The sequence below is a fragment of the Nostoc favosum CHAB5714 genome (genome assembly GCF_020829495.1).
GTDB lineage: Bacteria > Cyanobacteriota > Cyanobacteriia > Cyanobacteriales > Nostocaceae > Nostoc > Nostoc favosum.
In genome coordinates this window covers 1-13,915 of the sequence record NZ_JAIVFQ010000135.1, presented here as the reverse complement: position 1 = coordinate 13,915, position 13,915 = coordinate 1, and the positions used below count along the sequence as shown (strand labels likewise).

The following is a 13,915-nucleotide window of genomic DNA, read 5'->3' as shown; positions in this document are numbered from 1 at the left end:
CGACCAACATTGCTCACTGAGCTACGCTCAATATTGCTCGTTGGTCAATTCGTCATTGCCCGGAATTCATCCCAACACTGAACGGAGTACCGTTACAGTGTGGGGCTTCTTCCGCTTTAAGCTAAAAGGGCGGTTAGAAACCGCCTCTACACAGGCAAAACCCGCCTGCGCGGGTTAAAAACCTTAATTTTCTATTATCTTAGCCCACGGAGGTGGGCTTTGTTTGTGTAGCCGCGAATTCCATTCGCCGAGGCTTAACTTGACACCCATGCACATCTGTGCGTCCTTACTACAATCAAGCCTTTCCGCCAATACTTTTTTGAAATGCTGGACGCTCAGATAAATGCTTGATATAGTTCAACACCTCTGGGTAGGAACTGAGGTCTAGCTTCAGCATGATGGGAATGTAACTCAGAATAGATCCCACTGCCACATCAGCAACAGTGAACTCATCGCCAAGCAAAAAAGGTTGCTTACTGAAAATTTCATTTAACGGAGTCAACAAGCGGGGCATTTCCCGTTCCCGACTTGCTTCTACAAAAATTCCTGGTCCAAGGGTAGCATTGGCAAACAAAACCCATTGGTAAAATACAGCACGTTCCTCTGGTGAAAGTGAAGTTTTACTGTACTTATCGGCAAGATACAGCAAAATTGCTCCAGATTCCCAAAGTTTAAAATCCCCATCAACAATTGCTGGAACTTTACCAACTGGGTTAATTGCCAAATATTCAGGTTTGAGGTGAACACCTGCCTGCATATCAAGCTTGACAAATTCGTAGGGAACTTTTAGTTCCTCTAAATACCAGTGAACAATTGACGCTCGACTACGAGCGCCGCCGTAAAGTTTGAGCATAATTACTTAAAGAACTTTGTGAGTATGAGAATGCTGTTTAACGTTGTCTTCTTTGGTGACAACTCTAGCGGCGTTTAATACTCGCTTGCGCTCAATGGAATACTTAAATTCGCTGTAGTTTGTACCTAAAGGAATCAGAGATTTTGCAGATTCACGACGCTTGTAGGTACGAGCTGCTGCAAATGCCCGTGGCACAAATTCCTCTCCAAACTGAGCCGACTCTGGGAAGCCATCTGGCAACACTTGTGAATCGCCATCCAGCAGAGATCCTAAAGTTGTTGCATGAGCCAGCTTATAGGAGGTAGGAATGCCCTTTAAGAGCGCTTCCAAAGCCGCAGAGGGAATCGGTTCTATAACTTCGATTTGATAAACTTCTCCATCTTCTTTGACGAAGCAGGTTGCCAAGCCGATAACAATGTAATCATCGGTTGCTAAATCAGGGGCATTGGGATAGGAAATTGCAGTTGTCATCGGAAAATTTCTCAAAATTTAAAAATTGGATTTAGGGAATGGGGAATGGGACATTGGGCATTAATTATTCTCCCCCTGCTTCCTCATCCCCCTCATCCCCTCTTTAATGAACGGCTTGTTGGCATTCTACCAATTTGTAGCTCTCACTACTTGACTAGCCTTTGAGATTGACATCTGGTATTTCTGGAATTCACCCTGGGGATGAAGTATTCATGATTAGGTTTGAGGATCAATTGTTTATCTAGGGCGTAGATTTCTCTTGTGCGGCTAGGTTAAGTTCTCTCTTGAGTTGCTTTACTGTAACCCTAAATACTTTAAAAATAGACATAGTAGTAAAACCACTAGCAAACGAAAACTAGAATTTGATTCCACAAAACACGGATTTAGTATAGGTAAATATGAATATTCACTCATTTTTAGCTGATGGTGACCAGCAAAATAGCAAATGCAGCATTGTTTCCAATGTTACACATAAAGTCCAAGCACAGAGGAAAAATGACAGGGGCGAATGTGTTTTAGGCGATCGCTATTTACGCTCTTGTGCTTTGAGGTCGGCTCAACAAGGAGATTATACTGAGGCGATCGCACTTTTAAGCCAACTAATTTCCCGCCATCCCCACAATGCCATTGATTACAACAACCGGGGGCTAATTTATTTCCAAAGTGGTGAAAGGCAAAAAGCGCTTTCCGACTATAATACCGCTCTCAAGCTTAATCCCTATTTGGCTAGTGCTTATAATAATCGGGCAAATTACTACGCGGCTTGTGGAGAATTAGCAGCAGCACTTGCCGACTACGATCAAGCGATTGATTTCAATCCTCGCCATGTCCGGGCGTGGATAAACCGAGGCATTACCTGGCGTGATTTGGGGCAATATGAGGAGGCAATTGAGAATTTTGAGGTAGCACAGCTTTTTGGTCAACTAGAAGGTCATATCTGGGCTGAACGCGGCAGGACTTACCATCTTTGGGGCGACTGGAATTGTGCGATCGCTGATTATCGTCGCGCCCTCACTCAACTGCCCTCTTTCGACAACAGTAAGGATATTACTGGTTGTCGCTTGCGTTTACAACTCGAAAATTGGCTAAACGAGCTGCTATCTCAATCAGCGTCCTAATTGGTAGATTAGTTCTTCTGGGTGATTCAAAATTCAAAATAAATGATTAAATTTTGAATGAGATTTTAGTGACGCTGTATCGCTAATGACTAATAGATGATAGCTACATAGCTATTCAAAAATTAGCTATTAACCATTATTTATTAGCAATAATATAAATTAACACCCGGTTTATACGTAGCCTGAATCACAAGAAACTTAAATAATCCCAAATTCGCCATTTGTCTTAGGGTGATGACTCTGTTTGTTGATCTTCTAGGCGATCGGGATTCATCAACACGACCCGACGCTGGCTAGGATCAAATCGGTATCCTTGTTCTTGCATAATACTTTTAGTTTGCTGAGGATCGAAATTACGGCTAAATTGCGTTTGCAAATCATTGACATGTCCTTCTATCAGCTTGACTTCAGTACTAATTTCGCGCAACTTTTCTTGCTGTGACCAATGATAAGGCAAAAGTTGTGATAAGGCAGATGCTGCAACGGCTGTAATCACAAGATTAACCGCTATTTTGGCTGTGCTTTCCAGTGCCATCACCTGGTAAGAACGTTGACGAAGATGCCGCTTTGGTCGAGGAATGACCCGGCGTTTTTGTATAGGTTGCAACGGTGGTCTGGAGGGTTGAATCGCGTTCATGATGCTAAAAAATAACCTCGCTGAGTGAAGGGAAGCACTGTAAAAGCTCTCTGGCGCTAATTACTGCTTGATTTAGCTGTCATATTACTTCATTTTTTTGAAATAGCTACAAGTGTTGCACCAGTTAAAAAATAACCTGGCTTACGTAAGTGCAAGGTTTCTAGATACTTATGGCTTTACACCATAAGGTCTGGAAATTGCACCCCGTACTGCCAGGATTATTAGCTTTTTAACTGTGTCACATCGGAGCCTTATTTGTAAAGTTCTGTGGCTAATCGCCAAGCTAGAACTCCGGGGATCAAGGCCACAACTAGAGCGATGTAGACTTGAGTATCTGAGATGGAAGATATCTGAGCGATGTACAGAGTATCTAAGATAGGCATGGCTGAAAACCTCCTAACCTGAATAGATTTTGAACAGTTCGTTTACTACTTTTCCTTGTTTTGCCAAGATTGGGGAATATCTTGTTACAAGATGCAACAAAAGCAGTTATTAGTCAGTAGTCCTTAGTGATTCTTTATTAAAAAAATTCATAAAACTATGGATTTGTATTTGGGTATCGACTTTGGCACCTCTGGCGCACGCGGTATGGTGATTGACGAGGAATCTAGCATCCAGGCACAGGTGCGATATCCCTTCCAAGACTCACCAGTCGCCGTTATGCCCAAAATTTGGCAGGAGGCTTTGTTTGTGCTGGTGGAACAAATACCTGACCAATTGCGGCGAGAAATTAAAGCGATCGCAATTAATGGTACTTCTTCCACCGTCTTACTAGTCGATGCTGCTGGCAATCCAACAGATGCACCATTGCTGTACAACGATGCGCGGGGATCATTGGTGTTAGAGCATTTGAGGAGTATCGCACCCCCTAATCATACCGTGTTGAGTGCCACCTCCAGCCTAGCCAAACTTTTGTGGATGAGGCAATTACCCTCTTTTAGTGAAGCTAGATATTTCCTGCATCAAGCAGATTGGCTGGCGTTTCTCCTACATGGACAGTTGGGTATTAGCGATTACCATAATGCTTTAAAGCTGGGTTATGACGTGGAAGAGTTGAAATACCCAGAATGGCAAGAATTGTTGCAAATACCGATTCAGCTACCCAAAGTTTTACCTCCTGGGACTCCGATTGCCGAATTGCGTCCTGAAATTGCAGATAAGTTGGGTTTGCGCCGTGATTGTTTTGTGTGTGCAGGTACAACTGATAGTATTGCTGCTTTTATCGCTAGTGGGGCAAAATTACCTGGTGAAGCCGTGACTTCCCTTGGTTCAACGTTGGTACTAAAGTTGTTAAGTCGTACCCGTGTAGAAGATGCCAGATATGGGATTTACAGCCATCGGTTGGGTGATTTGTGGCTGACTGGTGGTGCTTCTAATACTGGAGGTGCAGTACTAAAGCAATTTTTCACAAACGCTGAGTTAGAAAGCCTTAGTCGGGAGATTGATGCATCAAAAGCCAGCGAGTTAGATTATTATCCGTTATTGAAGGTAGGCGATCGCTTTCCGATTAACGATCCCAATTTACCCCCACGATTGGAACCACGCCCAGATAATCCAGTGGAATTTTTGCATGGGTTGTTAGAAAGTATTGCCCGCATAGAAGCGCGGGGGTATGAATTATTACAACAAATGGGCGCAGACAAGTTGACCTGTGTTTATACTGCTGGAGGCGGCGCGGCGAATGATACTTGGGCTGCGATTAGGGCGCGTCATTTGCAGGTTCCTGTAGTAGCGTCAGTGTACACAGAAGCTGCTTACGGAACGGCGCTGTTGGCGATGGGGGAAGGGAGAAGGGGTGAACAAGAGTAATTGTGTAACTATCTTTTCGTAGGTATTTCGTAAATCAGTATCTATCCTAGTGACAATCTACATATCTCGGCCGATACTGGGATGATTAGATACCGGACTATAGATTCCAGGTTCATGATCTGGGCAGCTATTCGGGGATGGGTGCTTCGCAGCAAGCGAATGTCATCTATCCCCTTTATTAATTATTGGTGTGGGTTTTAACTAGCCTACCGTCGCTAAGGTAACGGGTGTATTGAGGCGATCACAACAAACTTTTACTGGGGATATTAAGCGATCGCAGTGATGGTAAAAGAACGCCAAATTGTGGGTTGAAAGTAACCGGATGCTGCGGCGCTACAGTGTAGAAGCTAATGACAGCAAGCGTAACACGGAGACACAAAAATGCAAATCACTAAGCGCAATGTTGAGTTAAGAGTAGATGGCAGCTTAATGCGTGTTTATGTTGCGGCTCCCAAAGCAGCAGGAAAATACCCTGGTATTGTCTTCTACAGTGATATTTATCAGTTAGGTGATGCAATGATTCGTTTAGCTAACTACTTAGCAGGATACGGCTATGTAGTAGCAGCCCCAGAAATTTTTCACCGAATTGAGCCAGTTGGTTTAGTAATTGAGCCAGACGATCTTGGACGGATGCGGGGTAATGACGATGCTCGTCGAACCTCCGTAGCTGATTATGATGCCGATTGCCTTGCTGTGATTGAATTTCTGAAAACAGAGAGTGCGGTTTCTCCAAATCGAATAGGCACTCTAGGCTTTTGTATTGGTGGACATTTAGCCTTCCGCGCAGCATTTCAAAACGAAATTCGGGCTGGTGTTTGCTGTTACCCTACTGGTATTCCCAGTGGTAAACTGGGTAAAGAGGTAGCCGATACAATCCAGAGAGTAAGTGAAATCAAAGGCGAAATGCTTATGGTGTTTGGTACTCTTGACCCTCATATACCAGATAGCGATCGCCAAACCATAATAAAAGCAATTGAGAATGCTAACATACCTCACCAAGTCTTCTTGTATGAAGCAGAACATACCTTCATGCGCGACGACGGTTATCGTTATGATTCTAGTGCTACCACCGCAGCTTGGTCTGAAATAATAACTTTCTTAGGGCGCATATTTGCAGACTGAAAACTCCTATTTATTTAGTAGCCCGTCAAATTTGAGTTGTCTGCAACGCTAACAAACCAGCACCATAAGCAGGTTCATACCTCGGAAAAATCACCTTTACATTAGGAAACTTCTTAACAAGAGATGCTGCAAATCTTTCATGGATCTTGCATCTACCGTGCCATACACTTCCCGTTGTGACTACCTCTAAAATTGAGTCAGCACTAAAAATCGCATCAATTACTGTAGATGTAGCTTTTACTAACTCTTTTACAGCATCATCAATTATGATATTCGCTACTATATCACCTGACGCTGCTGCAAAATCTACAACTGGTGCTAAAGCAGCTACCTGTTTAACTCCCCATTCTCGCCGATATACTACTTCTATTAAATCTTCTATACTTTTCAAATCAAGATGCTGTTTGAAACCCTCTAGCAAACTCGTTGACATTTCCCGTCCATCATAAGATTTTAATGCTGCGTTCATCCCTGCGATCGCAATTTTATAGGCGCTACCTTCATCTCCTAGAATATACCCCCAGCCACCGACTCGCTTCCGAGTTTTTTGTAAAAGATTACGGAAACTGTGTTGATGATGATGTAAGGTATGCCGGAGGTGAAATATAGGGTGGGTATGAATGTCCAAGGGGAGGTTGTTTGGTGTTTCATGGGTTTGGGGAACGAACCGTAAAGGACGCAAAGAGCGCAAAGAAGATTAAGAAGATTAAGAAGAGAGTATGATGCGTTTGATGCCGTCTTTGAGGAGAGGGACGTTAAAGTTGATTAGGAGAGCGAGGGGGTAATGAGTCATTTTAAGGTAGGAGAGGACTTGGGCTTCGTGAATGGGGGTTAAGTTTTGGACAGCTTTCAATTCAACAATTAGAGAGTCTCCAACCAAAAAATCTAATTTGCCTTCGCCTACTGAACGACCTTTGTAGTGTACTTTTACTGGATGCTCAAACTCATAAGGTATTCCGCGAATAAGAAATTCTTCTCTCAACGCCTTGTGATAAACCTCCTCTAAAAACCCCGCTCCTAATACCTGATGTACCTCAATCGCCGCCCTAATCACCCTATAAGCTAATTTCTCTAACTGAGCACTAGGTTGCCTCATCTTACCTTCCTCCTCTTCCTTTGCGTACTTTGCGTCCTTTGCGGTTCGTTTCCATATAAACCCTCTCTCCAACCCTGTGGCAAAATTTATTAGAGTCCTTCCTTAGTTTTCCCGCATGACCGCAACCATTCCCAATCTCCCCAGCCTCTACGACCCCTTTTCCACCGAAGCCAAATGGCAAAAATTCTGGGAAGACAACCAAGTTTACAAAGCTGACCCCAACAATGGCGGCGAACCCTACTGCATCGTCATTCCGCCACCGAATGTCACCGGCAGCTTACACATGGGTCACGCTTTTGAAAGTGCCTTAATTGATACCCTCGTGCGCTACCACCGGATGCAGGGACGTAATACCCTATGGCTACCGGGAACTGACCACGCCAGCATCGCTGTCCATAGTATGCTAGAAAAGCAACTCAAGACAGAGGGTAAAACTCGCTACGAGTTGGGGCGCGAAAAATTCCTAGAACGCGCTTGGCAATGGAAGGCGGAGTCTGAGGGAACAATTCTTAATCAGCTACGACGCTTGGGTGTCTCGGTGGACTGGTCACGGGAAAGGTTTACTCTGGATGAGGGTTTATCTAAAGCTGTTGTCGAGGCGTTTACTCGTCTCTACGAGGAAGGCTTAATTTATCGTGGTGAATATTTAGTTAACTGGTGTCCCGCTTCCCAGTCGGCTGTGTCTGATGTGGAAGTGGAAAATCAAGAGGTTAATGGAAATCTCTGGCACTTCCGTTATCCCCTCACCGATGGTTCCGGTTTTGTAGAGGTGGCGACAACTAGACCAGAAACGATGCTGGGTGATACGGCTGTAGCGGTTAATCCCAATGACGATCGCTACAAACATCTCATTGGCAAAACTCTAACTCTGCCCATTCTACAACGAGAAATTCCCATCATTGGCGATGAATTTGTTGACCCCACTTTCGGCACAGGTTGCGTGAAGGTAACTCCCGCCCATGACCCGAACGATTTTGACATGGGTAAGCGTCACAATCTGCCGTTAATCAACATTATGAACAAAGATGGGACTCTCAATGCCAATGCCGGGGAGTTTCAAGGACAAGACCGCTTTGTTGCTAGAAAGAATGTGGTTTCTCGCTTAGAAGCAGATGGCTTTCTGGTGAAGATCGAAGATTATAAGCATACCGTTCCCTACAGCGATCGCGGTAAAGTACCTATTGAACCTCTCCTCTCAACTCAGTGGTTTGTCAAAATTCGCCCCCTAGCTGACAACACTCTCGAATTCCTCGACCAGCAAACTTCTCCAGAGTTTGTCCCCCAACGCTGGACAAAGGTCTATCGTGATTGGTTAGTAAAACTCAAAGACTGGTGTATCTCTCGCCAATTATGGTGGGGACACCAAATTCCGGCTTGGTATGCTGTCAGTGAAACCGATGGGCAAATAACTGATAACACGCCCTTTGTGGTAGCAAAATCGGAAACTGAAGCTTGGGAAAAAGCTAAATCACAATTTGGCGAAAATGTCAAGTTAGAACAAGACCCAGATGTGCTAGATACTTGGTTTTCTTCTGGACTGTGGCCGTTTTCGACTTTGGGCTGGCCGGAACAAACTCAGGATTTAGCAACTTACTACCCAACTACTACTTTGGTAACAGGCTTTGACATCATCTTTTTCTGGGTAGCCAGAATGACCATGATGGCTGGGCATTTTACGGGGCAAATGCCTTTCCAAACAGTTTATATCCACGGCTTAGTGCTGGATGAAAAAGGTCAGAAGATGTCTAAGAGCAAAGGTAATGGTATTGACCCATTGTTATTAATTGACAAATATGGTACTGATGCCCTGCGGTATACCTTAATTAGAGAAGTGGCTGGCGCAGGTCAAGATATTCGGTTGGAGTACGATCGCAAAAAGGATGAATCAGCATCAGTAGAGGCATCCCGCAACTTTGCAAACAAGTTGTGGAATGCAGCTCGGTTTGTGATGATGAATTTGGATGGACAGACACCGCAACAATTGGGGAATCCAGTAGCTATCGAATTGAGCGATCGCTGGATTCTCTCGCGGTATCATCAAGTTGTCAAACAAACCACCAATTACATCGATAATTACGGTTTAGGGGAAGCAGCAAAAGGACTCTACGAATTCATCTGGGGTGATTTCTGCGACCAATATATTGAACTGGTGAAATCCAGATTGCAAGCAGATGCCGATGCAGCATCGCGGCGGGTAGCACAGCAAACCCTTGGCTACGTGCAAGAAGGGATTATGAAACTGCTTCATCCCTTCATGCCTCATATTACCGAAGAAATTTGGCAAACTCTCACCCAACAACCAGCAGATTCACCGCAAACTTTACCATTACAAATCTATCCCCAGGTAGATGCAAAGTTGATTGATCAAGCTTTAGAAGAACAGTTTGAATTACTGATTGCTACTATCCGCACAATTCGGAATTTGCGGGCTGAAGCGGATATTAAGCCAGGGGTAAAAGTGACAGCGAATTTGCAAACTGAAAGTGAGAAGGAGCGGGAAATTCTCACTGCTGGACAAGATTACATTAAAGATTTGGCGAAGGTTGAGACTTTAACAATTACTGACAAGCAAGAAAACCAAACTGTTGCTGCGAAAAAACCTGAAAGGGGTTTGAAGACAATTGGCTTAATTATTGTGGCGATTGTCTTTGGTAGATTGGGTTTAGCTGCGGGAAATGCCATTGATGACATTCCCATCGTCGGAACTTTCTTTGAACTAGTTGGTTTTGGTTACACAGCGTGGTTTGTTAGCCAAAATTTACTCACTGCTCAAGCGAGACTTAGGTTATGGAGCCGATTTTTTCCGCAGAGAGAATTAGAACAATCACAAGAACCAGAAAATGCGATTGCAGGTGTAATTGGTACAATACAAGTGCTAATTCCTCTAAGCGGTGTGGTAGATATTGAAGCTGTGCGTGCCAAGCTAGAAAAAAGCTTGAGTAAAGCTGAAGCCGAAGTTCAATCCCTGAGTACCAGATTAAACAATCCCAGTTTCGTAGATAGAGCTAGGGCCGACGTGGTACAAGCGGCGCGTGATGCCTTAGCAGAAGCACAGAAGCAAGCTGAAATTTTGCGCGATCGCCTCAAGGGGTTGTCGTAGCGATCGCCTGCGTGGCTTAGGATAACTGTAATGGGTAATCGGATTATTAATTCCCAATTACCCATTACCAATTAAATTTATTCCAAATACCAATTTTGTCCTTGTTTTTTATTAAAAATCATTTTTTGAATTTTGAGCGGAGCCGGAGACGTTTGCGTTACTCCAGAGAAGTTGAAGCTAAGGCTTCCTTAGATGGCTTTGCCATCCCCAACGGGGTACAGAACTTCTCCTTTCAAAGACGCTGCGCTAACGGTGATTTTGAATTTTGAATTGGAGCAAAGCGACTCTCATGCTATATCTAGCCCAGGTGCGTAAAAACGATTTTTTAGACCAGCACCAGTTACGCTTGTTGGCGCGTCAAGAAGCTGATAACTTGTGGGCGATAATTCCAGAAGAGGCTTTCATTCTGCTAGGAAAGGGAAAAATTATGAGTGAAAACTTGCTTGTTTTAGTAGAACTTTCCCCTACAGGCGACATTGAAAGACTAGAAGATGCCACAAACTGGGTACTCCATCTGGTACAAAGCTACCTCACCATAGGCATTACCCCGGAATTTTTGCAGCACGAAGCCGAACGAGCAGAACATTGGCGACAATCCCTGACGTTGCAAAACCAAGACTTAGCAAGGCGTTCCTTAGAATTGGAAGCTCGTCGTGAACAAATTCAAGCCTTAGAAGAAAGCCTCAAACGCGAGAAAAACGCTTATCCCCAAGAGGAAAGTTAAAAGTTTGCAATTGTATTGCCCACCGAATTTTAGATTTTAAATCAATCTAAAATCTAAAATCTAAAATCCAAAATTGTGTAACAAAGCCACAACATGCTCAAGTGTGTATTTATTGACCTGAAATTACCCAAAAAAGCATTTTTTTGGTGTGCCATTTGAAGTGTACGACAGAGGTAGGATGAGACAACAAGAGTATGGCGTGACAGTATGGTTTACTGGTTTAAGTGGTGCAGGTAAAACTACTATCTGTAAATTCGTGGAGAAGGAACTGCGGATACAGGGATACAGAGTTGAAGTTCTGGATGGCGATGCGGTACGTCAAAACCTATGTAAAGGATTGGGTTTCAGTAAAGAGGATCGAGAAGAGAATATTCGGCGCATTGGCTTTGTGGCTCATCTTCTTGCCAGAAATAATGTAATTGTATTGGTTTCGGCCATTTCACCATACCGCGAAATTCGGGAACAAGTACGCCAAAGTATTCCACATTTCATTGAAGTTTACGTCAATGCATCATTAGAAGTTTGTGAACAGCGAGACGTAAAAGGTTTATATAAAAAAGCCAGATCCGGCGAGATTAAGCACTTCACTGGTATTGATGATCCTTATGAAATACCACTCCGTCCTGAAGTCGAATGCAAAACTAACCAAGAAAGCATTGCCCAAAGTGCAACTAAGGTCTTAGAAAAGCTCCAAGAGTTGGGTTATATAGTTGCTAAAATGAATCACTTATGAGTTAAAGAAAGTTTTTAACTCATAACTTTTGCTACGATGCCAATAATTGCCGAATTAACCTGGCTACAGCCTTTTGCGTGAAGCGGTTGGCAATTTGTTGACCTAAACGTTGTACATCTGAATTTACCAATAATTGGGCAATTTGGGGCGCAAGTTGTAGTGGGTCAAAGCCTTTTGTTTCTCGGAGAATACCTAATATACGTTTGATATGCTCCAAGGTTTGTTGTTGCTCAACTGTCGCCGCCGGAGTTTCATTAACTGCTGTCAACCCAACGCGTTCCCGCAGCAAATAGGTGAAGTTATGCAAAACATTTTTACCTAAAGCATCGAGTCCGTTAACAGATTCATCTACTAGCTTGTCACGAATGAAAGCACCACGTTCAGATGATAAAAATTCTATCCCCTGATTCAGTACTAAATTAAAGTCGTAGTCTTGACTATTACGCGCATTTTTTAACAAGTTTTCTAAGCGGTTCCAGCGAAATCTACCATCTTTAAATAGCAAATCTTGCAATGATGCTCTTAATTGCGGTGCTGGATCGGTTAACAGGCGTTTAGAAACGTAGGGATAAGCTTCACTGAGAACTTTAAAGTTGGGATCTATATATATTGCAATACCTTCCAGCGTCACGAGGGAGCGAATAATTAAGGCGTAGTAGGGCGGTACGCGGAAAGGATACTCATACATCAAAGCCGATAGTTCATCGGTGATACTTTTAATATTAAGTTCAGCAACGCTGGCTCCTTGGGCATCAGCAAAAACTCTGGCAAAAGCTGGAATAATTGGTGTTAAATCGGTTTCTGGTGATAAGAAATCTAACTTAACGTAGTCTTTTGCTAATCCTTCAAAGTCGCGGTTGACGACGTGGACGATCGCTTCAATCAAACCATAACGCTGTGCTGGCTTAATCTCGCTCATCATCCCAAAGTCAAGATAAGCTAATTTGCCATCGGTTGTTGCTAACAAATTACCAGGGTGGGGATCTGCATGAAAAAATCCATGTTCTAGCAACTGGCGCAGTGAACACTGCACACCCACTTCAATTAGATAACGAGCATCTATGCCTTGGGCGCTAATTTCTTCTGTCTGCGTTAATTTAGTGCCGTTAATCCACTCCATCGTCAAGACGCGGCGATTGGTGTATTCCCAGTAAATTTTCGGTACATATACGTCTTTCATGTGACCGTATAACTCGAAAAATCGCTCCGCATTTTCACCTTCGTGGATGTAATCCATCTCTTCAAAAATGCGATCGCCTAATTCATCGAGAATCCCAACTAAGTCACTTCTTACCCGTTTAACCTTTTTCTGCACCCAAGCTGCGAGGTTACGCAAGATATACAAGTCAATGGTAATCCCCTCTCTTAAGTCGGGGCGTTGAACTTTAACAGCGACTTCTTCGCCAGTTTTTAGCTTACCTTTATAGACTTGCCCCAACGAAGCCGCAGCAATTGGCTGGGCCGAGAGTTCGGCGTAAACCTCTTCTGGAGGTGCGCCTAGTTCTTCTTTGATAAACTGGTAAGCAATTTCGTTGGGAAAAGGCGGTAATTGGTCTTGTAGCTTAGTTAATTCTTCTAGGTATACGGGAGGAACCAGATCCGGTCTAGTAGATAAAGCTTGTCCAATTTTGATGTAAGCAGGCCCCAGTTGGGTCAGCAATACTCGTAGCTGAGTGGCTCTGCGGCGGTCATTTTTGACGACAATTCCCCGTTTACTATCCGACCACAACCCAAAAGCAAAGGATAGAGCCGGCCCCAACACGGCGAAAATCCGCCGTACAACTTGTAGGGGCCTGTTTTGGTAATGCGCCGCTATGACAACAGGATCGTAAAGCGTCTCAGGTTGGGCTGTTGTCCTCAACTGTTGGGCTGCTAAGAGTCTTGGCGAGCGCACAACTAAGCTTGATGTACCATCTTCTGGCACTACATCAATAACGTCCAGTTCGCCTCGGCGATTTGTGCCGTTGCTACTGTCCTCCTGAATCGGTCGGGAACTAGGGGGAAGTGTCTTAACAATCATGAAGAAGGCCACCAGTCAGAACGATCACATTAAGTATTGTAACAATATGTTGAGGGATTGGGGATTGGGGATTGGGGAATAGGAAGTTCAAAGGTCGAAGTTCCGAGTTCAAAGGTCGAAGTTCCGAGTTCAAAGGTCGAAGTTCCGAGTTCAAAGGTCGAAGTTCCGAGTTCAAAGGTCGAAGTTCCGAGTTCAAAGGTCGAAGTTCCGAGTTCAAAGGTCGAAGTTCCGA

Annotated in this window: 13 protein-coding genes and 1 pseudogene; 6 read left to right on the top strand and 8 right to left on the bottom strand. The window is 43.9% G+C overall.

Annotated features, from left to right (window positions below):
• Positions 1-295 precede the first annotated feature (295 nt).
• Positions 296-853: a glutathione S-transferase family protein gene (locus LC586_RS36605; RefSeq protein WP_229490481.1), complete on the bottom strand. Its 558-nt coding sequence runs from the start codon at positions 851-853 to the stop codon at positions 296-298.
• A 6-nt stretch (positions 854-859) separates the two neighbouring features.
• On the bottom strand, positions 860-1,324 hold the full coding sequence (locus tag LC586_RS36600; protein ID WP_229490479.1) for a hypothetical protein: 465 nt from the start codon (positions 1,322-1,324) through the stop codon (positions 860-862).
• Positions 1,325-1,722: 398 nt separating this feature from the next.
• On the opposite strand from LC586_RS36600, the gene LC586_RS36595 reads away from it, so the two are divergent.
• Positions 1,723-2,442: a tetratricopeptide repeat protein gene (locus LC586_RS36595; protein WP_229490477.1), complete on the top strand. Its 720-nt coding sequence runs from the start codon at positions 1,723-1,725 to the stop codon at positions 2,440-2,442.
• Positions 2,443-2,668: 226 nt separating this feature from the next.
• Here LC586_RS36595 and LC586_RS36590 read toward each other — a convergent pair whose 3' ends face one another.
• Positions 2,669-3,079: a slr1601 family putative cell division protein gene (locus LC586_RS36590; RefSeq protein WP_229490475.1), complete on the bottom strand. Its 411-nt coding sequence runs from the start codon at positions 3,077-3,079 to the stop codon at positions 2,669-2,671.
• A 251-nt stretch (positions 3,080-3,330) separates the two neighbouring features.
• The gene (gene psaM, locus LC586_RS36585) at positions 3,331-3,420 is read right to left on the bottom strand and encodes a photosystem I reaction center subunit XII (protein WP_040630342.1); all 90 of its coding nucleotides are present in this window, start codon (positions 3,418-3,420) and stop codon (positions 3,331-3,333) included.
• A 199-nt stretch (positions 3,421-3,619) separates the two neighbouring features.
• Here psaM and LC586_RS36580 point away from each other — a divergent pair, with 199 nt between their 5' ends.
• Both LC586_RS36580 and LC586_RS36575 read left to right on the top strand, forming a co-directional pair.
• The gene (locus tag LC586_RS36580; protein WP_229490474.1) at positions 3,620-4,888 is read left to right on the top strand and encodes an FGGY-family carbohydrate kinase; all 1,269 of its coding nucleotides are present in this window, start codon (positions 3,620-3,622) and stop codon (positions 4,886-4,888) included.
• A gap of 381 nt (positions 4,889-5,269) precedes the next feature.
• Positions 5,270-6,010, top strand: a complete 741-nt coding sequence (locus tag LC586_RS36575) for a dienelactone hydrolase family protein (protein ID WP_229490473.1) — start codon at positions 5,270-5,272, stop codon at positions 6,008-6,010.
• Positions 6,011-6,035: 25 nt separating this feature from the next.
• On the opposite strand, the pseudogene LC586_RS36570 reads toward LC586_RS36575, so the two are convergent.
• Both LC586_RS36570 and LC586_RS36565 read right to left on the bottom strand, forming a co-directional pair.
• Positions 6,036-6,560 (bottom strand): annotated as a pseudogene (locus LC586_RS36570) (N-acetylglucosamine kinase); the annotation flags it as partial.
• 156 nt (positions 6,561-6,716) lie between these two features.
• Positions 6,717-7,106 (bottom strand): GxxExxY protein, encoded by a 390-nt coding sequence (locus tag LC586_RS36565; RefSeq protein WP_229490472.1) that lies wholly within the window; start codon positions 7,104-7,106, stop codon positions 6,717-6,719.
• A gap of 115 nt (positions 7,107-7,221) precedes the next feature.
• Between LC586_RS36565 and LC586_RS36560 the strand changes: the two genes are divergently transcribed.
• The 3 genes from LC586_RS36560 to cysC all read left to right on the top strand — a co-directional run bounded on the left by LC586_RS36560 (position 7,222) and on the right by cysC (position 11,663).
• The gene (locus LC586_RS36560; protein ID WP_229490467.1) at positions 7,222-10,206 is read left to right on the top strand and encodes a valine--tRNA ligase; all 2,985 of its coding nucleotides are present in this window, start codon (positions 7,222-7,224) and stop codon (positions 10,204-10,206) included.
• Between the two features lie 289 nt (positions 10,207-10,495).
• Complete coding sequence (locus LC586_RS36555) at positions 10,496-10,930, top strand: HmpF-related protein (protein ID WP_229490465.1); 435 nt, start codon at positions 10,496-10,498, stop codon at positions 10,928-10,930.
• Positions 10,931-11,108: 178 nt separating this feature from the next.
• Complete coding sequence (gene cysC, locus LC586_RS36550; protein ID WP_229490463.1) at positions 11,109-11,663, top strand: adenylyl-sulfate kinase; 555 nt, start codon at positions 11,109-11,111, stop codon at positions 11,661-11,663.
• Between the two features lie 31 nt (positions 11,664-11,694).
• On the opposite strand, the gene LC586_RS36545 is transcribed toward cysC, so the two are convergent.
• Complete coding sequence (locus LC586_RS36545) at positions 11,695-13,683, bottom strand: ABC1 kinase family protein (RefSeq protein ID WP_229490461.1); 1,989 nt, start codon at positions 13,681-13,683, stop codon at positions 11,695-11,697.
• Positions 13,673-13,915 (bottom strand): hypothetical protein (locus LC586_RS36540; protein ID WP_229490459.1); only part of this gene is annotated, 243 nt, incomplete at its 5' end. The genes LC586_RS36545 and LC586_RS36540, both read right to left, overlap by 11 nt.